This is a genomic window from Sphingomonas sp. F9_3S_D5_B_2 (assembly GCF_054263715.1).
In genome coordinates this window covers 1-21568 of sequence record NZ_JBSZFB010000001.1, presented here as the reverse complement: position 1 = coordinate 21568, position 21568 = coordinate 1, and the positions used below count along the sequence as shown (strand labels likewise).

14 protein-coding genes are annotated in these 21568 nt (G+C 64.1%); 13 read left to right on the top strand and 1 reads right to left on the bottom strand.

From position 1 onward, the window contains the following. The first annotated feature begins 3 nt into the window (after positions 1 to 3). From ACUXST_RS00070 to ACUXST_RS00010, 13 genes are all read left to right on the top strand, one after another. Entirely contained in the window at positions 4 to 930 is a 927-nt protein-coding gene (locus ACUXST_RS00070; RefSeq protein ID WP_458387913.1) for an amino acid--[acyl-carrier-protein] ligase, read from the top strand. Further along, positions 927 to 1856, top strand: coding sequence for a DUF1839 family protein (locus tag ACUXST_RS00065; RefSeq protein ID WP_458387912.1), 930 nt, complete (start codon positions 927 to 929; stop codon positions 1854 to 1856). The genes ACUXST_RS00070 and ACUXST_RS00065 overlap by 4 nt, the downstream gene beginning before the upstream one ends. Then, on the top strand, positions 1856 to 3823 hold the full coding sequence (locus ACUXST_RS00060) for a hypothetical protein (protein ID WP_458387911.1): 1968 nt from the start codon (positions 1856 to 1858) through the stop codon (positions 3821 to 3823). Before ACUXST_RS00065 ends, ACUXST_RS00060 begins: the two co-directional genes overlap by 1 nt. Then, complete coding sequence (locus tag ACUXST_RS00055) at positions 3820 to 5553, top strand: hypothetical protein (RefSeq protein ID WP_458387910.1); 1734 nt, start codon at positions 3820 to 3822, stop codon at positions 5551 to 5553. Before ACUXST_RS00060 ends, ACUXST_RS00055 begins: the two co-directional genes overlap by 4 nt. 75 nt (positions 5554 to 5628) lie before the next feature. Continuing rightward, positions 5629 to 6408, top strand: coding sequence for a class I SAM-dependent methyltransferase (locus ACUXST_RS00050; protein WP_458387909.1), 780 nt, complete (start codon positions 5629 to 5631; stop codon positions 6406 to 6408). Positions 6409 to 6495: 87 nt separating this feature from the next. Next, a complete protein-coding gene (locus tag ACUXST_RS00045) occupies positions 6496 to 6987 on the top strand; it encodes a hypothetical protein (RefSeq protein WP_458387908.1) in 492 nt (163 codons plus the stop codon). Between the two features lie 135 nt (positions 6988 to 7122). Further along, positions 7123 to 10134: a TonB-dependent receptor gene (locus ACUXST_RS00040; protein ID WP_458387907.1), complete on the top strand. Its 3012-nt coding sequence runs from the start codon at positions 7123 to 7125 to the stop codon at positions 10132 to 10134. Between the two features lie 104 nt (positions 10135 to 10238). Then, a complete protein-coding gene (locus ACUXST_RS00035) occupies positions 10239 to 11783 on the top strand; it encodes a tryptophan halogenase family protein (RefSeq protein ID WP_458387906.1) in 1545 nt (514 codons plus the stop codon). Then, on the top strand, positions 11780 to 12496 hold the full coding sequence (locus tag ACUXST_RS00030) for a SapC family protein (RefSeq protein ID WP_458387905.1): 717 nt from the start codon (positions 11780 to 11782) through the stop codon (positions 12494 to 12496). Before ACUXST_RS00035 ends, ACUXST_RS00030 begins: the two co-directional genes overlap by 4 nt. Continuing rightward, positions 12489 to 13520 (top strand): cupin-like domain-containing protein, encoded by a 1032-nt coding sequence (locus ACUXST_RS00025; RefSeq protein WP_458387904.1) that lies wholly within the window; start codon positions 12489 to 12491, stop codon positions 13518 to 13520. Before ACUXST_RS00030 ends, ACUXST_RS00025 begins: the two co-directional genes overlap by 8 nt. Beyond that, positions 13517 to 15031 carry a tryptophan halogenase family protein gene (locus ACUXST_RS00020; RefSeq protein ID WP_458387903.1) on the top strand — a complete coding sequence of 505 codons (1515 nt, stop codon included), beginning with the start codon at positions 13517 to 13519 and terminating at the stop codon, positions 15029 to 15031. The genes ACUXST_RS00025 and ACUXST_RS00020 overlap by 4 nt, the downstream gene beginning before the upstream one ends. 65 nt (positions 15032 to 15096) lie before the next feature. After that, complete coding sequence (locus tag ACUXST_RS00015; protein ID WP_458387902.1) at positions 15097 to 16116, top strand: LacI family DNA-binding transcriptional regulator; 1020 nt, start codon at positions 15097 to 15099, stop codon at positions 16114 to 16116. A gap of 19 nt (positions 16117 to 16135) precedes the next feature. Continuing rightward, a complete protein-coding gene (locus tag ACUXST_RS00010; protein ID WP_458387901.1) occupies positions 16136 to 17332 on the top strand; it encodes an MFS transporter in 1197 nt (398 codons plus the stop codon). Positions 17333 to 17463: 131 nt separating this feature from the next. On the opposite strand, the gene ACUXST_RS00005 is transcribed toward ACUXST_RS00010, so the two are convergent. After that, a partial coding sequence (locus ACUXST_RS00005) for a beta strand repeat-containing protein (RefSeq protein WP_458387900.1) occupies positions 17464 to 21568 on the bottom strand: 4105 nt, incomplete at its 5' end.

Below are 21568 nucleotides of genomic sequence, written 5' to 3'. Positions count from 1 at the left end.
CCGATGGCGCATTTCCGTGAGGGAACGCCCGGCGAGTCGGCATTCCTCGCCGATCTTGTTGACGCCGGTCTGGTCATCGAGAGCGGCGTGCCCGGCGTCTACGGCTTCAACCACGTTTACGTGGACATCCGGGAAAGACTCGAACAGCTGATCAGTCGCGCTGCGGCCGACGACAACCCGGAGAAGCTGCACTTTCCACCAGTGCTCCCCAAAAAGACGCTGGAGGACACCGGATACCTGAATTCCTTTCCGCACCTTGGCGCCAGCGTGTTCGGGTTCGACGGCTGCGAGAAAGACGCGAGCGAGCTTGCGGCAGTGTCTGCGCAGCATGGCACCTGGCCGCATCAGGCACAGACGGATCTCGTTCTCACGCCGGCCGCTTGTTACCCGGTCTACCCGGCGGTTGCTAAACGGGGTCCGCTCGCGCCCGGCGGCGTTTGCATCGATGCCGGCTCCGCGCTCGTGTTCCGCAACGAACCATCTGGCGATCCCGCGCGACTTCAGATGTTCCGCCAGCGCGAGCTGGTGCGCATCGCCGAGCCGCAGACGGTCGCCGCCTGGCGCGACAAGTGGCGCGATCGCGCGATCCATCTCCTGACCGCCCTCGAACTCGACGCCCGCTTCGACATTGCAACGGACCCGTTCTTCGGCCGGGCTGGTCGGATGATGACCATGTCGCAGCGCGAACAGGAGCTGAAGTTCGAAGTGCTGGTGCCGATCGCCTCTCCCGAGCCGACGGCGGTTGCAAGCTTCAACTACCACCGCGAGCATTTTACGCAGGTGCATCGCATCGCGATGAAGGATGGGGGGGAGGCGCATACCGCTTGCCTCGGGTTTGGCATGGAGCGATGCACACTGGCGCTCCTCCATAAGCACGGTCTGGAGCCGGAATCCTGGCCTCCGCAGGTCCGCGAGGTGCTGTGGGGATGAGGGCGGACCCCGCAACTTATGCTCCGCACCCGCTGCACGCTCCTGGTCGCGCCTATCGCGAGACGAACTGCTATACGGACGTGCTGATCGAGTTGCTGCACTCGCGGGGGCTGGAGCCCGTTGCGGGCATGGGTCATCTCGTCCGCACGGACTTCGAAGGCGACCAGTTCACCTTCTTCAAAATGCCGCAGGCGGATATCGAGACTTTTTACGGCGTCGATATCCACGAGATGCAGCCAGTCGGCGCGCTGCCCGACCAGATCGAACGGCAGCTTCAGCGCGGACGCACGATGCTCGTCGAACTTGACTCGTTCTACCTGCCCGACACGGCTGGCACGGACTACCGCCGCAGCCACATCAAATCGACGGTCGCAGTGGAGGCGATCGACCAGGACGCCGAGAGGCTGCGCTACTTCCACAACATTGGATTGCACGAGTTGTCCGGCCACGATTATCGCGGGATCTTCGGACTGGACGGGCGGCCCGATACTGCATTGCCGCCGTATCTTGAGCTCGCGCGCTTCGACTTGGCGCATCCACTAACCGGACCGGAGCTAAGCCGCGCCGCGCGTGAATGCCTGGCCTTCCATCTGGCACGGCGACCAGCCGAGAACCCGTTCGAGCGATTCGGGGAGCAACTGTCCGCAGATCTGCCTGGCTTGCTCGCAGGGGATGCCGAGGCGTTCCATGCCTACGCATTTGCAACGGTTCGCATGGCCGGTTCGGCTTTTGACCTCCTGCGGGCACATGTGAGCTGGCTGATTGGTGATGATGAGGCACGCTCGCTCGAACCGATCGTGGAGGGTTGCCAGGTGATGTCGTTCCGGCTGGCACGGCGGCGGCCCTTCGATCCGGCACCCACGATATCCGCAATGGCGGAGGCTTGGACGGCAGCCATGCTGAGTCTCGAACACGCGGTAAACTGATGCGGATCGCCGTCGAGGACTGGACGCCGGGCACCGTCTCCTACGGCGACGATGCGGACGCGACTTTTGCCACCGCGTTTGAGGCGCCGGCGGACGGGGTCTTGCGGTTCGACGGGATCGCGACCCTCGCGACTATCAGCATCGACGGCAGCATCGTCGCGGAGTCCTCGTCAATGTGGATTCCCGTCGAGGTGCCGGTCACCGCCGGGCCGCTCAGCATCGAGGTGAAGTGCCGCGCTCTTGCGCCCGAGCTGGCGATCTCCCGCAAGCCAAGGGCGCGCTGGCGGCAGAAGGTCGCTTCGGAAGGCAACCTCCGCTGGTTTCGTACTACACTGAACGGCCGCGCCCCCGGCTTCGCGCCCGGTCCTCCCGTCGTGGGATTGTGGCGGCCCGTGTGGTTCCTCTCGAGCGAGCCAAAACTCAGCGTTCGAACACGGGTCGAAACCGAGGAAGGGATCGTCGCTGTTTCCACTGACCTCCCGGACGGCACCGTTGTTCGCGTCGGCGACGTGACGGCGGTAGTGGCAGGCGGCAGGGCGGAGTTGCGCGTTCACTCACCGATCCGCTGGTGGCCGCACACGCACGGCGAGCCGTACCTCTACGAACTGACGGTGGAGGGCTACGACGTCGTTCGGCGGATGGGTTTTCGAACGCTCAGTTCGCCGGGAGATATCCTCCGCGACGGCCTCAAGCCGCAGGTCAACACCATCGACGTTTTCGTGCGCGGTGCGGTCTGGACTCCGGTACCGGATGGAGAACTCCGGCCCACGCTCGAACTCGCACGCGACCACGGCCTGAACGCGGTGCGGATACCCGGAACCATGGCGTACGAAACGCCGGAATTTCACGACCTCTGTGACGAGCTGGGGATCCTAGTCTGGCAAGACCTGATGTTCGCCAACTTCGACTACCCGTTCACCGACGCCGACTTTCGGGGGCTGGTCGACAAGGAGGTCGAAGCTCTCATTGATGTTATCGGCGGCCGCCCGAGCACGTTCTGCGTCTGCGGCGGATCGGAAGTGGAGCAGCAGGCGGCAATGTTCGGGCTGGACCCGGCGATCGCTCGAGTGCCCTTCTTCGCCGAGGAAGTTCCGGCCGCGCTTGCGGCCGCCGAGGTCGACGCGCTGTACGTGCCATCCGCTCCGTGCGGTGCGGACCGGCCGCTATTGGCCGCGCAAGGCGTATCGAACTGGTTCGGCGTCGGCGGCTACCTCCGCCCGTTCAGCGCCATCCGATCCGCCGGCGTGCGCTTCGCTTCCGAGTGCCTCGCGATCGGCAACGTCGGCGATAACGTTGTCGCTCCGGACAATCCAGCGTGGAAAAACGGCGTGCCGCGGGACATCGGTGCGGACTGGGACTTCGACGACGTGCGCGATTACTATCTCGCCCAACTCTACGACATCGACCCCAAGCGCCTTCGCGCCAGCGCTCCCGAGCGATGGCTGGAGCTATCACGCCGGGTCTCGGGCGACGTCATGGCGGAGGTCTTTGGTGAGTGGCGCCGACCCGCATCAGGCTGCGGCGGCGCCTTCGTACTCTGGCTGCGCGACCTGGTGCCTGGCGCCGGGTGGGGACTGATCGACAGCGCGGGAGCGCCAAAGCCCGTCCTGCGCGCTCTGCGCGATGTGCTTGCGCCGATTGCCATCTGGATGACCGATGAGGCCATGAGCGGTTACGCTATCCATGTTGCAAATGATGGCACTGAGCACTTGGACGCCAGCGTGGCGGTGACCGTCAGCTGCAAAGACCGCGTAGTCGCTAGCGCAAACTGCGCCATCAGCTTGGCGCCGCACGGCACCTGGACAGGCGACGTGGAGACAGTGCTGGGGCGTTGGCTGGACGTCGGCTACACGTACCGCTTCGGCCCGCCGGCTCACGATCTGGTCACCGCTGAACTGCGCGCGACGGACGGCACTGCGCTGGGAAGCGCCCGACGCTATCCGCTCGGCCGAGGGGCAGTCGCGTGAAGCCGTTGTACCTTCAATGCCAGGGCGGCCACACCGTGGCGGCTATCTATCAGCCCGCAACGGCGGCGCCGAACGGCACCGGCGTGCTTATCGTTCCGCCGTTCGGCTGGGATGAGCAGACCTCGTATCGTCCACGGCGCGACTGGAGCCTCGCGCTTGCCCAATGCGGATTCGCGAACCTGCGAATCGACTTGCCCGGGACGGGCGACTCTTCAGGTAGCGCCGACGACGACGGCTTGGTCGATGCGTGGACCGCGGCTGTGGCGCGCAGCCTCGACAGTCTCCGGGAGGCGGGCGCTGAGCGCGTGGCGGTGGTTGCACTCGGCGCTGGCGGCCTGGTGACGCTGCAGGCGATTGCCCGCGGCGCCGACGTAGACGACCTCGTGCTCTGGGGTGTTCCGGCAACTGGCCGCTCTCTCGTTCGTGAAGTGAAGGCCTTCTGTCGTCTCGAGCAGTCCCAGACCGGCGAGCTGGACGATGCGAGGCCCGAAGGCGAGCTGCGGGCCGGTGGTCACGTGCTGGCGCCCGCGACTATTGCAGCGCTCTCGAGTCTCGATTGCCGGCAGCTTCTGGAGTCGGAGGGTCCGGCCCGGGCTTTAGTCCTCGGCCGCGATGGCATGGGGCCCGATCCGACGCTGGTGGAGGCGCTCCGTGCCAGCGGCGCAGACGTCCGAACTGACCCGGGTCGCGGCTGGGGCGCAGCACTCGCCCGTCCGCAATCGGCGTCTCCGTTCGCCATGTTCGAGGTTGTGAACGCCTGGCTCGCCGAGACTGCGCAGACCGGAGCAGGACTGACAGATCCCGCCGGAAGCGACACTGCCGATTTCGGACGCGACGGCGCTCGTTTCCGGGAGACACAGATCATCTTCAACGGCGCCGGCCAGCAGCTCTACGGCGTTCTTTCAGTGCCCGTCGCTGCGCCAACTGCCGAACACACGATGATCCTCTTCAACGCGGGTGCAATCCGACGCATTGGGCCGAACCGGATGTGGACCGAGGCGGCGCGGCGCTGGGCGGCAATGGGCGTGCCGGTGCTCAGGGTGGACGTCGAGGGCATCGGCGACGCAAGCGGCGACGGCGGCAAATATCTCGACACCGACGACACCTTCTACACCGAGGACCTGGTGGCTCAGGCTCACGCAGCGCTCGATTTGGCAGCCGAGCGCGGGCTGCCCGAGCGCTTCGTTCTTGGCGGGCTGTGTTCGGGCGCATTCTGGGCCTTCCAGATCGCTGTCGAGGACCCGCGCGTCTCGGACGTGATTGCCCTCAATCCCCGCCTGCTCGTCTTCCAGGAGAATGCCGAGGGCGGACGGGACCTGCGCAAGCTGGGCCGCATGGCGACGCCGCGCGGCTTCCGCAATCTGCTTCGCGAAAAGCAGAAGTTAAGGCGCTTCTCACGGTTAGCGGCCTTTGCGCTGCAAACCCCGCTGCGCGCGACGAACGGCGCCGGAAGAAGCGCCAAGGACGAGCTTGCCCAGGCACTCCGCACTCTCCAATCGCGAGGACAGCGGCTCCACGTCGCTTTTTCGGACGATGAACCGCTAGCCTCGGAATTGGGCGGCGGTCCCAGTGCGGCGGCGGTCGGGCAATTCGGCGTCATCTTCCACGGCCTTCCGTACCGGAGCCACACGCTGAAGCCGCTCGGGGCACAGCAGGCAGCACATGCCCTGATCGACGAGGTGGTCGGGGAGGCCTGCCTGCCGCGCTCGCAAAAGCGTTGTGCCGGTTAGAGACACGCGTTCTCGCCGCGCTTGCGGTCAGCCGGCCCGGGTGCTCCCCTGCACTGCTCAAGTCAGGCGGAGCGATTGGAAGAGAACCGGCAATTCTACCAGAAGCGATTCCTTGGCGCGCACTATGCGCGGCAATCGGGGCTTCGTGTCGACGAGGCTGCGATCCTCCAGCGTCACGGAAAGAATGTCCTCAGCACAAGAATACTCGACCTCGGCGTCGGCGGCGGACGAACGACACCTTTCCTTCTGGGGCTGAGCCCCGACTATATTGGCGTCGACTATTCTCCTGAGATGGTCGTTCGCTGTCGCGAGCGTTTCCCCGCCACCCGCTTCGAGATCCACGACGCGCGCGACCTTTCCGCCTTTCCCGATGCGCACTTCGGTTTTGTACTGTTCAGCAACAACGGGATCGATTCGGTCGGTCATCAGGACCGGCTGCTTGTCTTGAGCGAAATCCGGCGCGTGCTGAGCGCGAAGGGGCTGTTCGTGTTCTCGAGCCACAACCGGATGTTTGAAATCCCGAAGCCGTGGGACCCGCGGCATCTCGCCATCAATCCCGTGCGCAGCCCGGTCCGTTTCGCAAAGCGGGCAGCCTCGTACCCGGCTGGCATTTTCAACTATCTGCGGCGCGCGCACCGCAGTGAATCACGCCGCGAATATTCCATCTCGATCGACTCTGCATATCGGTACTCGCTCGTTCACTACCGCATCGGTCCCAGCGCGCAGACCGAGCAACTCACGCGCGCAGGCTTTCGTGACATTGAAGTCGTTGGCGCTGACGGCAGACTGGTGTCGTCGCAAGAGCCGCCGACATCGGAAGACCCTTGGTTCCATTACGTCTGCCGCAAAGCTTGAACCGCGCTCGGGATTGAAGCCGGCGAACTTGTCGATATGCTTAGCGCCGCGGCAAAGTTTCTTGCGGCCGGTGGAGGAGATGCAGCAATGCGCATGGTGGCGATCATCGGTGTAATCGGATTTGCGACACTTCCGTCCGCGCTGTCGGCACAATCGAATCCGGGATCGTCATCCGGACCGCTGGGCGGCTGGCAATCACCGTCCAGCAACCCGGGAAGCGGGTCGGGCGACATGCCGGGATCATCGCTGGGCATTCCAACGACCCGCCCTGCGGAGGGTCAGGTGAAAGGCGCTTACGGTGTCGACCTTTCGCAGCGGCTCACGAACGCACAGAAGCTCGTCGACGAAGTCGCGCGCGGACGCGTGCTGACGGATCGCGACACGCGCAGCATCCGAGGCCTCATGCGCGAAGACTTCATCGCGTGGAACAAGCGATACGATCTGCTGCCGTCGACATATCGAACGGAACGCGACCGTTGGCTCGTCGATGCCGGCGCATTGAGCCCCAACGCATGGGCCGAGCAGCGGCTGAAATGGCTCAAGGCGCAACGCGATTGGATCCTCGCCCACGGCGGCTGACTGCGCGCGTCGGATCCTCGCAAACCGCCGGGTACTAGTGATGAACAACTGCAGTGTGATGACTATCAGTTGACAAAGTGAACGTTCACAATCATTCCTGCCGCTGGTCGGTGAGTCATCGATTCAGGGGGGAAAATGTCAGTTCATCAAAAGCAAGCCTCGTTTGGGCTCTTGCTGGGTGCGTCAATCTACGGGTTATTGGCGCCGCAGGCGGCACTGGCGCAAACACAGCCGACCCCGCAGGACGACACTGCGGCGGCGAAATCTCTCCCGACGGTCGCCGCCACACCTGACGAGGCCAGTTCGATCGTGGTGACGGGTATTCGCGGATCCCTCCGTCAGTCGATGGACATCAAACGCAATGCCGTCGGCGTCGTCGACGCGATCTCCGCGGAAGAGATGGGCAAGTTCCCCGACACCAACCTCGCCGAGTCGCTGCAACGCATCACCGGCGTGTCCATCGACCGCCAGAATGGCGAAGGATCGAAGGTCACGGTTCGCGGCTTCGGTCCCGAGTTCAACCTGGTGCTCCTCAATGGGCGCCAAATGCCCGCCAGCAGCTTCGGCGATTGCTGCAGTGCGCCGGCATCCCGCAGCTTCGACTTCGCCAACCTGGCGTCCGAAGGCATTGCCGCGGTCGAAGTCTACAAGTCGGGGCGGGCCACGCTCCCGACCGGCGGCATCGGCGCAACGATCAACATTCTGACGCCGCGTCCGCTGGATCGGCCCGGCATGCGCGGCAGCATCTCTGCCAAAGCGGTGATCGATCACACGTTCAGCGGACACAAGATCGCGCCGGAAGTCTCGGGCATTTTCAGTGACACTTTCGCCGACAACCGGATCGGTATCTTGCTGAGCGGCGCGTACCAGCGGCGCAAGGCAAGCCTTGCCCAGTTCAATGCGGGCTGGCGCGAAGGTTATCTCGGTTCGGAGAGCAACTGGGGCTCGCTCGCGATGCCGGGCGACCCACGCTACGACAACATCACGAACCGTCCGGGCGATACCGACGTCTATCAAGTGACGCAGAACGCCGGTTACGACTTCACGACGATCGACCGCGAACGGATCAATGGTCAATTGGTTCTGCAGGCGCGTCCAGTCGAGAACCTGACGGCGACCGTCGACTACACGTATTCACAGAATACGGTGGATGCGCGGACCAACAGCATCGGCGTTTGGTTCAACCATGCAAACACGAGCAGCGCCTGGACCGACGGTCCGGCAGCCGGTCCGCTCTTTTATTCCGAGACGTTCGGAGCTGGCGAGAACAAGGACCTCGCAATCACCGGCGCGATCGCCAAGAACCGCTCCATCAACCGCTCGATCGGCGGCAACCTTGCGTGGCACGGACTTGGCGGAGTGCGGCTTGAGCTCGACGCCCACCATTCAACGGCAACCAGCAAGCCGACGTCCCCTTATGGCAGCAACATCGCCGTCGGCAGCGCCATCTATGGCGTGGACACGCAGTCGATCGACTTCACACACGACATGCCGGTCATCTCGGTATCGATGTATCCGGGCTCGGAAATCGATCCGAGCCACATCCGCCCTGCAGGTAATGCGTTCCGCAACGCCTACATGCGTGACCGCATCAATGAAGTGTCTGCCAAGGCCGGATATGACTTCGACTCATCGTTCATTCAGAGCATCGACTTCGGCGCGACGCTGACCGACAACAAGGTTCGATCGGCCTACGGGTTCATCCAGAACGATACCTGGGGTGGCACGCTTTCGGCGGCTGATACGCCGGACGATCTGTTCCAGCTCGTGTCACTGCCACACGCATTGTCGGGCATGTCGGGATCGCACGATTCGAACCTGCTGCAGGACTACTTTCACGTCGATACCGAGGGTGAGATCGCGCTGCTCGAGGACCGGCTTGGAATCTGCAGCACGCCTGCCTCGGGACATTCCATCAGCGGGTGCCTTGCAAAGTATCAGGTGGACCGGCGCATCCGCGAAAAGACGTTTGCGCCGTACATCCAGTCGCTGCATACGTTCAACTTCTTCAACAACCCTTCGCATCTTCGGCTCGGCCTGCGCTACGAAAAGACGAAGATCGACTCCTCGGCGTTGGTCCCCGTTCCGGTCTCGACCACGTGGCGCATCGGCGGCAATGAAGTCGCCATTGGCTACGGCGACGACTCGACGTTCACGACGCTGAAGGGCAAATATCATAACTGGCTGCCGGCTATAGACTTCGACGTGTCGCCGATGCGGCGCCTGAAGCTCCGCGCGTCGTACAGCCACACGATTACGCGGCCGGACTATGCAAGCCTGCAGGGAGGGCTCACCGTAAACTCGCCGGCGCGGCCTGACGGTGGTGGCACCGGCAGCAGCGGCAACCCGGGCCTGCTTCCGTACAAGTCCAAGAACGTCGATCTGTCGGCGGAGTGGTACTACGGTCAGTCCAGCTTCCTATCGGTGGGCTACTTCCACAAGACGGTCAGCAACTTCATCGGGACCACTACGTCACAAATCCCGCTGTTCGGGCTGACCAACCCGGCTCATGGCGCTGCTTACGAGGAAGCGATTTCGGCCCTTGGATCCGGCGCAACTTCCGCTCAGGTCGGCGCCTACATTCAGGCACATCATCCGGAGCTCTACACGACCGTTGGAAGCGATCCGGCGATCATTGGCGCAGCAGGCGATCCGGAGCTGATCTTTACCGTCGGCCAGCCGAGCAACAGTGACCAGGTCGCCCACCTCTCCGGCTGGGAGTTCGGCATCCAGCACAGCTTCTGGAACACCGGCTTCGGTGCGATCCTGAACTACACGAAGGTCGACAGCGACACGCACTACGACAACGCACAGCGCTACACCGTCACGCAGTTCGCGGTGACTGGCGTTAGCGATAGCGCCAATGCGGTCGTCTATTATGAGAAGAACGGCATCCAGGCGCGCCTCGCCTACAACTGGCGCGGCGGGTTCCTTTCGGGATACGGCCTGGATCCGTTCTACGTCGAATCCTACGGCCAGTTCGACGCGAGTGCGAGCTACGAACTTCGCAAGGGTGTTACGCTGTTCGCCGAGGGCATCAACATCACCAATGCCGACCGCCGTGGCCACATGCGCAACAAGAACACAGTGTTCTTCGCAGCGCCTGGCTACGCGCGCTACGCGCTGGGCGTCCGGCTGGGCTTCTAGAGCGTTTCAGCTGCTCGTTCCGAATGGCTGTCGCGCCGGAGCAAGCTCGCCGCTAGGGTGAGCGCTCCGGCACGGCAGTATTCGAGGATCAGAGTGCGATCGTCATGGTGAGGCCGATTGAGCGCGTCGTAATTGCCGGCGGCGGCACCGCCGGATGGCTCAGCGCCTGCCGCCTGGCGGCGTGGTCGAAGGCCGAGGGCCGGCATCTGCAGATCACGCTGATCGAAGCGCCGGACATTCCAACGGTCGGCGTCGGCGAAGGCACCTGGCCAACCATGCGCCAGACGCTCGCCGAGATCGGCATCGATGAGACGGACTTCCTCAGTCAGGCCGACGGGGCATTCAAGCAAGGCTCTCGCTTTGCAGGTTGGCGAAACGGTGCCGCCAACGACATTTACACCCATCCATTTACGCCGCCGCCCGCTGCACGCGACCCGCGCCAGCTCGTCGCGGCGTGGAGGGCGTTGCCCGATCGCTCGTTCGCATCAGTCATGACGGCCCAGGAGACCGTCACGGAAGCGAGTCTTGCACCGCGCCAGCGAGGAATGCCGCCTTACGCGGGGGCGCTGAACTACGCCTATCACCTCGACGCCGGTAAATTCGTGGACTTGCTCCGGCGGCACGCCATGCAGCGTCTCGGCGTCACGCACATGAGCGACCGCATTGCATCGATCGAAGACCGTTCCGACGGCGACATCGCTGCAATCGTGACTGCGTCGGGAGAGCGCCTTGACGGCGATCTGTTCATCGATTGCACCGGCCACGCCGCAGTGCTGATCCAGACGCACTGCAAATCTGAGTGGGTGGACCGTTCCGATTGCCTGTTCAATGATCGCGCACTTGCGGCACAGGTGCCTGTCGCTGCCGACAGTCCGGTGCCCTCGCAGACGATCGCCACCGCCCATCGCGCCGGCTGGCTGTGGGACATCGGCCTGCCTGCCCGTCGCGGCATTGGCTGCGTTTATTCGTCGAAGTTCCTGGACGACAGTCATGCGGAGCAGATCCTCGCAGACTACATCGCGAGGGCAGTGCCGAAGGCTGAAGCGGTGCAGCCGCGGCGCCTGATTTTCCCGACCGGGCATCGCGCCCGTTTCTGGGACAGGAACTGCGTGGCAATGGGATTGTCGGCCGGTTTCGCGGAGCCGCTGGAGGCTTCGGCGATTGTCCTCATCGAGTTGTCGCTGCAGGCGCTGATCGACAATTTCCCAAGCTCGAGCGCGGCGATGTGCGTCATTGCCAAGCGCTTCAACGAACTGTTCCTGAAGCGATGGGAGCGAATCATCGAGTTCCTCAAGCTCCACTATGTGCTCAGCGAGCGGCCGGAGCCCTACTGGCAGGCTCATCGGGATCCGGCGACGTTTCCCGAGCGGCTGGCCGATTTGCTATCGCTGTGGCAGCAGCAGTCTCCTTCGGCCTACGACCTGCCCCTAGCGGAGGAAATCTTCCCGGCGGCAAGCTACCAATATGTCTATTACGGAATGGGCGGCGCTATCCCGCGGGACTTGCCTGAGCCCTCAGGAGCATTGATGAGTCAGCTCGACCAACTCTCCAAGCGCGGGCGCGCGCTGGTCGCTTCATTGCCCACCAACCGCGCATATCTCGACAGCCTGAAGACCGATCCGCAGCGCGGTGCGGAGGGCCGGGCATGAGCCGCCACGCAATCCTTACGAGTGACGAGCATCGCGAGCTGCGCGTGCGCACTGACAGTTCGGCCGAGCTGGGCGACGCCGTCATGGCATGCTTCACAGTTCCGTCCGAGTTCCGGCGGCTCCAGCACAACTTCCCGATCCTGTTCCGCCGCGACGACGCGACCGGCAAGCTCGCGGCGCTGGCGCTGATGGGCTTCGAGACGGGAGAGAACCTGTTCCTTGAGCGTGACCACTGGGACGCGAGCTACAAGCCCTTTTCCCTTTCGATCCAGCCGTTCCTGGTCGGGCGCTCGGCAGACGACGGGCCTGGCCAGGTCCACATCAACCTCGACCACCCCCGCATCGCGACCGGCGAAGATGGCGTGCTGCTGTTCGACTCCTCGGGCCGGCCGACACCTTACCTCGAGCGCGTCACGGACATCCTGGCCGAGCTGGACGAAGGATACCGTGCGAGTGACACGTTCTTCGCGGCTCTCGAACGCTACGAGTTGCTCGAATCCTTCTTTCTGGACGTCGAGCTCAACAACGGCAGCAAGCATCGCATGGTCGGCTACCAGCTCATCAATGAGGAAAGGCTGCACGCACTGGAACCCGGCGCAATCGCGGAGCTCCACGGTGGCGGGCATCTGCTGCCAATCTTCATGGCGGTGGCGTCACTCTCTTCGCTGGGCGACCTGATCGAGCGGAAAAACCGCAAGAACCGGCATGGGTGAAGCGGCACGGATCGACGTGCCATCTGGCGCCGTTCCGGAGGTCGGCAGGCTTGGGCCTTCGGAACTCGATGCGCGGCTCAAATCGTCCTCCGCACCCTTCGTCATTCGTGGCGCGGCGAGTGATTGGCCGCTCGTGAAGGCAGGCGTCGATGGTGGAGGGGCCGGCGCACGAGCGTACCTGCTTGCCCATGCCCGGGATCGCGGCTTCGAGGTCAATGTCGGTCGGCCCGGCAAGGGTGGCCGCCTGTTCTACGACGAACAAATGGACATGAACTTCCGGATGGGCCGCGCGGCCCTGTCCGACATCTTCGGCGGGATCGACGCCAACGAGGCGAAACCTGACGCGCCCGCGATCTACCTCTCCTCGCTAGAAATGCGGCACTACTTCGAAGGTCTCGCCGAAGAGAACTCCATCGACCTAGGCGGCCGCCGCACACGTGACAGCATCTGGATCGGAACGCGCACTCAGATTGCTGCGCACAACGACCTGCCAAACAATCTCGCCGTGTGCGCAGTTGGACGCCGCCGCTTCACCCTCTTCCCGCCCGAAAGCTTCGGCGATCTCTATTTGGGGCCGCTCGAAAATACCCCGGCCGGCCGAGCAGTCAGCATGGTCGATCTCGCGGCTCCCGATCTGGCACGCTACCCGCGTTTTGGAGCGGCGATGGATGCTGCACTAGTCGTCGAACTTGAGCCCGGCGACGCGCTATTCATCCCATCGATGTGGTACCACCACGTCGAAGCGCTTGCCCCGTTCAACGTGCTCGTGAACTATTGGTGGCGTGACACTCCGGCCTTCCTGGGAGATCCAGAGCAGGCGCTTCTCCATGCGATCCTCGCCATCCGCGACTTGCCGGACGATGCCAGGCAGCGCTGGAAAGTGCTCTTCGACCATTATGTCTTCTCCGGTGGCGCAGCCGCTGCTGCACATCTCCCAGAAGGCAAGGCAGGCGTTCTCGACCCGCTGAGCCCTGAGAATGCCGCGCGGCTGCGGGCCTTCCTGCTCCGGAGCTTGTCGCAGTGAGCGACTGGCCGCTGCGAAGGATCGTGATCGCCGGCGGAGGGACTGCCGGATGGATGGCCGCCGCGGCTCTCGGCAAGACCTTGGGCAAGTTCGCCGAGATTACACTGGTCGAGTCCGACGCCATCGGCACCATCGGGGTAGGCGAAAGCACGATTCCCCCGATCAGGACATTCAACAACCTGCTTCAGATCGACGAAGCCGAGTTCATGCGGGCGACCAACGCGACCTTCAAACTCGGCATCGAGTTCGACAATTGGGGGCAGGTCGGCGACCGCTATTTCCATAGCTTTGGGACCACCGGCAAGGATCACTGGTCCGCCGGATTCCAGCACTTCTGGCTCAACGGCCGCACGCGGGGCCACGACCAGCCCTACGACGATTATTGCCTCGAACTAGTCGCCGCTTACGGGCGCAAGTTCGCTCATTTGCCCGGCGACGCTCTGAACTACGCCTACCAGCTCGACTCTACCCTGTACGCGGCCTTCCTGCGAAAGCTTGCCGAGCGCGAAGGCGTCACTCGGCAGGAGGGCGAGATCGCCTCCGTTGAAACCGGCACGGAGCGCAGCCGCATCCTCTCGCTGACGCTGAAGAGCGGGCAGCTGATCGAGGGCGACCTGTTCCTCGACTGCACCGGGTTTCGCGCTCTGCTCATCAGGGATGCACTCGGCGCCGACTTCGACGACTGGACACACTGGCTCCCGTGCGACCGCGCGATCGCCGTGCAGACCGAGGCCGTCGAACCCGCGGTTCCCTACACCCGCGCGATCGCGCACGATGCGGGCTGGCGGTGGCGCATCCCTCTGCAGAACCGAATGGGGAACGGCATCGTCTACTGCAGCAGCTATCTCGACGACGACCAAGCGCGTGAGCGTCTGCTCGGCGACATCGAAGGACAGACGACCACCGAGCCAAGGTTGCTCCGCTTCAAGGCTGGCGTGCGGCCGAAGCAGTGGATTGGTAATTGCCTCGCGGTTGGCTTGTCCGGCGGCTTCATGGAGCCGCTCGAGTCCACCAGCATCCACCTGATCCAGCGCGCGGTCCTGCGGCTCCTGCGCATGCTGCCGATGTCCGAAATCAGCGAGCGGGACATCGACGAGTTCAATGATCAGCACATGCAGGACATGTTGCAGATCCGCGATTTCCTGGTCCTTCACTACAAGGCGACGGAACGGCGAGACAGCGCCTTCTGGCGCTACGTCAGCGAGATGCCGGTGCCCGATACCCTTACGCAAAAGATGGAGCTGTTCCGCGAAACGGGCCGCGTATTCCGGCGCAACGAAGAACTGTTCCAGGAGAATAGCTGGGTGCAGGTGATGATGGGCCAGCGCATCATGCCGCGAACTCATCATCCGATCGCGGCGAAGCTGACGGACGACGAACTCGCCCGATTCCTCGAAACGTTGCGCAAGGGTGTCGCGGGAACGGTCGCATCCCTGCCCGCTCATCACGACTATGTGGCGCGCTATTGCGGATCGCAGCAGCGGGCCGCCGTGGCCCATTCGTCGGCTTAGGCGGCGTGGGGGGACCAGCAAACTCGCACAGGACACACCGGCCGCGGCGGGTGACGATCCGCCACGTGGCCGCCGACGCGGATGTCAGCTTGCAGACGGTCAGCCGGGTCATCAACAACGCGCCCAACGTCCGTCCCAAAATCAAGCAGCGCGTCCAGGCTTCGATCGAGAAGCTTGGGTACGTCCCGTCGATAGCGGCGCAGCGGCTGGGCGGGTCGCGCTCCTACCTCATTCTTGCGCTGAACGATCGCGACCGGACTATTGCCGACTGGCGCGAGCGGCAGGGTACGGACTGGGTCGACCAGATGCTTCTCGGCGGCATGCTCAAGGCCGCTGAATACGGCTACCGCCTCATCTTCGAGCTAGTCGACACGCATGACGACCACATGGACCGGGAACTTCGCGCGACGCTTGCAGCGCTTCAGCCCGACGGGGTCATCCTCACGCCGCCGCACTCGGAGAATCCGCAGATCGTCAAGCTCCTCGAACAGGTTGGGACTGCATTCGCCAGGATCGGCTCGCTTCAGCCCGGGGCGGGCATTCCATTGTCCATGGACGAAGAAGGTGCGGCCGCGACGGCAACGCGTCACCTTGCCGACATCGGCCACAAAAGGATCGCCTTTGTGTCCGGATCGTCCGAATATTCGCTCAGCGAGCGGCGCGTTGCCGGTTGGCGAAGCGAGATGAAGCGCCGGCGGCTCCCCACGAAGGACCTCCTCGTCCGGGGGGACTTCAGCTTTGAGTCCGGAGTGCAGGCCGCACGGACCCTGCTCGCGCTCAGCGATCCTCCGACCGCCATCATCGCCAGCAACGACCGCATGTCGCTTGCCGCCCTTGCAGTTGCGCAGGAGCGCGGCGTGAAGGTGCCGGCCGACCTGTCGCTTCTTAGCTTCGATAACACCCCTGTCGTGCGCTACACGCAACCAGCCCTGACCGCCGTCGATCAGCCGGTGGCGGAGATCACTGCAGCCGCCGTCGACATGATCATCCGGTCGCTGCGCGGAGACGAACTTGCCGAGCAGCCGGTGATCGTCCCTGCCGGTCTGGTCGAACGGCAGTCCACGGCGCCTGTCCATGAGCGCTGAGGCGCCGCCGAGGGGTCGCATGCGCGCGTTCCGGTGGCTCTACGCACTGGCGTGGGCCGGCGGCGCGGTGGCCTATGTGCCCTTCCTGACAATCCTGCTGCCGATCCGCGTGGCGGCGATGGTCGGCGAGCAGCGCGTCGAGTGGCTGGCTTACATGACCTTCTTCGGAGCGATCGCGGCCAGTCTCGGCGGAGTCGGCTTCGGCTGGCTGAGCGATCGTACCGGTGCGCGCCGACCCTGGATCATCGCCGGGCTGATCGGGACGCTGATCCTGATGCTCTGCGTGCCGCTCGCGCGTGGGCCGGCCCAGCTGCTGGTGCTCATCATCGTCTGGCAGCTCGCGCTTAACATGATGCTCGGGCCCCTTTCGGCCTGGGCAGCGGATCATGTTCCGGAAGATCAGCTCGGTGTCTTCGGCGGCCTCCTCGCGCTTTCGCCAGCGTTGGGCTCCGCGGCAGGCGCTCTGGTAACGATTCCCGGCCTCGCCGATCCCGACCAGAGCCTCGCGCTCGTCGGCTTGCTGGTAGCCGCGTGTGTCATTCCTGCGCTGGTTTTCGCACGTCCCGCGGACAGGGCTTCGGCGTCGACTGGGACGCGGCCGGCGGACGCGTTCGCGGCGAGGCTGGGTCCGGCAGCGCGCGCGATGTGGTTCGCCCGGCTCCTGGTTCAGATTTGCGAGGCAACGCTGTTCGCCTACCTTTATTACTTCTTCCGTTCGATCGATCCCTCACGCGACGCGAGCTGGATCGCGCGGCTGTTCAGCATCGTCGTCTGCACGGCAGTACCCGCCGCACTCCTGATCGGACGCTGGTCCGACCGTCGGTCCCGACCGATTAGCCCCTTGATCGTCGCGGCGCTCGCCCTTTCGCTCGCGCTAGTCACCCTGGCCGTCGCGCGATCGCCAACTCAGGCGACTGCCGCCTACGTGGTGTTCGGCTTTGCGACAACGATCTTCCTGTCGCTCCACTCCGCCCAGACGCTGCGCGTGCTCGTGCGGCCAGACCATCGCGGCCGCGACCTCGGCGTGTTCAACCTGACGAACACGGCCCCGTCGCTGATCATGCCGTGGCTGACGATCGCGATCGTCCCGGAGTTCGGCTTTTCCTCCATGTTCCTCCTGCTCGCGGCCCTGGCGCTCGCGGCAGCCGTCATCCTCTTCGCAGCCGCAAGACGACTGTCAGTTACCGCGAGGACCGCGCTTCCCGCTCACGGGTGAGTGAGAGGATCATTCTGAATCCGTGCGGCGACGATACGCCGAAGCGATGAAGGCCTACCGAGCATTGCCCGGGAGGCCTCCGATTTGAGTACCGAAGTGTGGATGCGGCCAGCCCGCCGGCGCCTTCGCTTCTATGCAAGCAGCCCGTTCGTGACGAACGTTCCGCCAAGCCCGTCCGAGCCGAGGTGGAAGTCGCTCGGCTGGTACTCACCGACGAGATGCAGTTGGGCCGAGTGCACGCCGTCCGAAACGGTCAGCACCCCGCCGCCGGCTCCGTCAGCGACGTAGTTGAGCGACGTCGTCTCACCGAACTGCACATCCCGAAGGTCGAGCCGATCGTCGGAGTTCAGCCCGGAGATCGATCCGGTGAAGTCTGACGCGTGATCGAATACGACCACTCCCGTAGCGGCCCCGTCCAGCAAAACTGCGTTGGTTGAATGCCCGCCAAACTCGACGAGTGCGGTACCGTCGATCTCGAACTGCCCCAAACCAGTGACGTCGCCCCCGATGGTGACGCTACCCGCGCCTGCAAGGACCAACCCATCGTTCTGGAGGTCGCCGACCACCTGCAACCCGCCAGACGCGGTGGACTCCAACGTGCCGCTGTTGACCACACAATTATCTCCCGTGTCGATCACGAGCGCGTTGGTGCCGGTGGCGTTGATGATGCCCTCGTTCACCAGCGTCAGCGAACCGCCGCCGATACTGCCCGCGCCGGAGATCGTGTTGTCGACATTGGTGAAGGAGACGCTCGGCAGTGAAGCGGTGATTACGTTCCCCGCGTTATCGGACAGCAACACCTCGCCGCCCCCTTGGAGCGTGATTCCGTTCTGGATCAGCTCGAGAACCGTGGCCGCGCCAGTGCTGACCAGATTGATGATACCGCTGTTTTCGATGTTTCCGGAGAGCGGCAGGAGTGCACCGTTGCCGATGGTGATCGTGCCCGCGTTCCTGACCGTGGGTGTCGCATCGAACTCGAAGTTCGATGAGGTCAGCGACGATCCCGACACGCCCTCCAATGTGATGGACTGGCCATTCGCGAGCGTGATCACTGCGCTTCCGTCCGGGTTTTCCGAGAGGTGCGCCTGCACCTCCGCGAAGCTGCTGAGCCCGTAGCCGATCAGGTCGATCTTATCCGCGGATACGTCGAAGCTGTGGACGACGTCGATGCCGATCGGTTGCGCGAATACGAACTCGTCGGTGCCGGAAGATCCAGTGAGCGTGTCGTCGCCCGACCAGGCGAAGATCGGACTGCCGGGTAAGTAAGCTTCGACGTTGTTAGCTACCACCACGGTCGACGAAGTCCCGTCCGCGTTAGTCCACGTCATCGTCATGTCGAGCAGTTCAGCGCCAACGTAGTCTGAAGGCGTGGTGACCGTCAGACTGCCCACATCTGAAGTTCCGACGATCCAGCTATGGTCAGGCAGTTGAACTGCGCCATCCACGCTCCATCCGTCGGGGAGCTCGGCGATGTGGACCGTTACAAGCGCACCCTCCGGAGCATGGAGCGCCATATTCATTGGCTCGCCTGCCGCGCCCGCTGGTGCGTCTCGCCGTATCTCCAAGGATCCCCCGCTGCCCGCGTTCAGGGCGAGGTCCGTATACGCCCCGCTGAGCGTCACGGTCATCGGATTGTTTCCGTTGGCCGTACGCGTGTACTGCACGGTGTAAGTGTCCGCATCAACCTGATGGAAGCTGTTCGGCACCACAGTCCCTGCGGTCACTGCAAGATCACTCAGAGTGAATCCCGTGACTGCCTCGCTGAATTGCAGAGTGACGGTGACCACCGAACCAGTAGGCGCATTCGCCGGCGTTGCGGTCAACGTGACCGTCGGCGGCGTCGTGTCCCCGCCAACAACATCAACAGTCGCAGTGTCAGCGGCACTTGCGGCACCGCCGGTGTCCGTTGCCTGGAAACTTACCGTCCGCTGTGCAGTCGATGTGCTCGTTGAGCTGAAGGTGATTGATTGAAGCGCCGCCTGGTAGTTCGCTAGTGTCGCATTGCCCGATAGCGTCAGTAGGCCCGTGGCGCCGTTGTAGGTGCCGGTGATTCCGCTTTGATTGGTGAAGTTCAGGACGTCACCGCTTTGCCGCCCGCCGGTGATCTGGACTGTCGCCCCCTGGAGCTGTGTATTGTCCAAGTCGCTGATCGGGATCGAAGAGTCGATCGCGACTGCCGAACCGCCCGTCGTGTACGTGTTCGCTCCGTTGACATCGACGACCGGAGCGTCATCGGTGCCGTTGATCGTGACGGTGACCACCTGCGCCGTCCCGTCCGTCGTGTGCACCGTGAACGTGTCGGTCAACGTGCCGCCGGCGTTCAGCGCCTGCACGGTCGCATTGCTGTTGTTGACGCTGTAGGTCCACACTCCGCCAGAGGTCATCGCGAACGTGCCGTAGCCGCCCGTGCTCGCCGTTCCTGCCGCCACCGCAGTGAAGCTGTTGGACGCATTGTCGACGTCTGTATCGGTCAGCGTCCCGGTGGCAGTTGGCGTTCCCGGTGAACCGTTGCTCACCCCACCTGCTTCGACCACAGATCCTGTCGTCGTGCCGGAGATCACAGCCGCATCATTCGTGCCGTTGATGGTCACCGTGATCGTCTGCGCAGTGCCGTCTGCACTCGTCACAGTGAAGCCGTCGGTCAGTGTCTGCCCAACGTTCAATCCCTGGACGGAGCTGTTGCCGTTGTTCAGCGTGTAGGTCCACACGCCGCCCGCAGTCATCGTGAACGATCCGTAAGTTGCCGTTCCCGCCGCCACGGCGTTGAAGCTGTTGGCTGCGTTATCAACATCCGTGTCGGTCAGCGTACCCGTCGCGGTCGGCGTGCCAGGCGTGCCGTTGGCAACCCCGCCAGCCTCAATGACTGACCCAGACTTCGTGCCCGTGATCACCGCCGCGTCGTTGGTGCCGTTGATGGTCACCGAGATAGTCTGCTGGGTCCCGTCGATCGTGGTAACGGTGAACGTGTCGGTCAGCGTCTGACCGGCGTTCAGCCCCTGAACACTGCTGTTGCCGTTGTTGAGCGTGTAGGTCCACACTCCACCCGCGGTCATCGTGAACGATCCGTAAATTGCCGTTCCCGCCGCCACGGCGTTGAAGCTGTTGGCTGTGTTATCAACATCCGTGTCGGTCAGCGTACCCGTCGCGGTCGGCGTGCCAGGCGTGCCGTTGGCAACCCCGCCAGCTTCCACGACCGTGCCGGCAGTCGTGCCGCTGATCACTGCCGCGTCGTTGGTGCCGGCAATGTTGACCGTGACCGTGGTCGTGGTGCCATCGGCCGAGGTGACCGTGAACGTATCGGTGTAGGTGGTGCCGGCAGCAAACTCGTTGTGGGCGCTGTCGGCCGTGTAGGTCCAGGCGCCGTTGGTGCCGACCGAGAAGTGGCCGTAGGTCCCCGCCGTGCCCGACTGGGCAACGAACGTCGCCGCACTGTCGACGTCGCTGATGGTCAGCGTGCCGCTCGTGCTGATCGCCGCCGCCGTGTTGCCCTCGGTCAGGTTGGCAACACCCGCCGACAGAACCGCCGCATCGTTGGTGCCGGCGATGTTGACCGTCACCGAGGTCGTCGTGCCGTCGGCCGCGGTGACCGTGAACGTGTCGGTGTAGGTGGTCCCGGCAGCAAACTCGTTGTGCGCGGTGTCAGCAGTGTAGGTCCAGGCGCCGTTGGCGCCGACCGAGAAGTGGCCGTAGGCTCCTGCCGTGCCGGACTGGGCAACGAACGTCGCTGGACTGTCGACGTCGCTGATGGTCAGCGTGCCGCTCGTGCTGATCGCTGCCGCCGTGTTGCCCTCGGTCAGGTTGGCAACACCCGCCGACAGAACCGCCGCATCGTTGGTGCCGTTGATCGTCACCGTCACGTCCTGGGTCGCGGTCGCGCCCTGGTCGTCGGTCACCGTCACCGTGAACGTCTCGGTCTGGGTCTCGCCCGCCGCCAGGTCCTGGTGGTTGGCGTTGTCCAGCGTGTAGGTCCAAGCGCCGCTCGACGGATCAACCGCGAAGCTGCCGTAGGTCCCGGTCGTATTGCCCGAGTAAGCCGCGGTCGCATTGTGGTCGACGTCGCTCGAGGTCACCTGACCGCTCGCGGTCAGCGCCGTGTCCTCGGTCACCGACCCCGACTGCGCCGAGCTGGTGATCACCGGACCATCGTTGGTGCCGTTGATCGTCACCGTCACGTCCTGGGTCGCGGTCGCGCCCTGGTCGTCGGTCACCGTCACCGTGAACGTCTCGGTCTGGGTC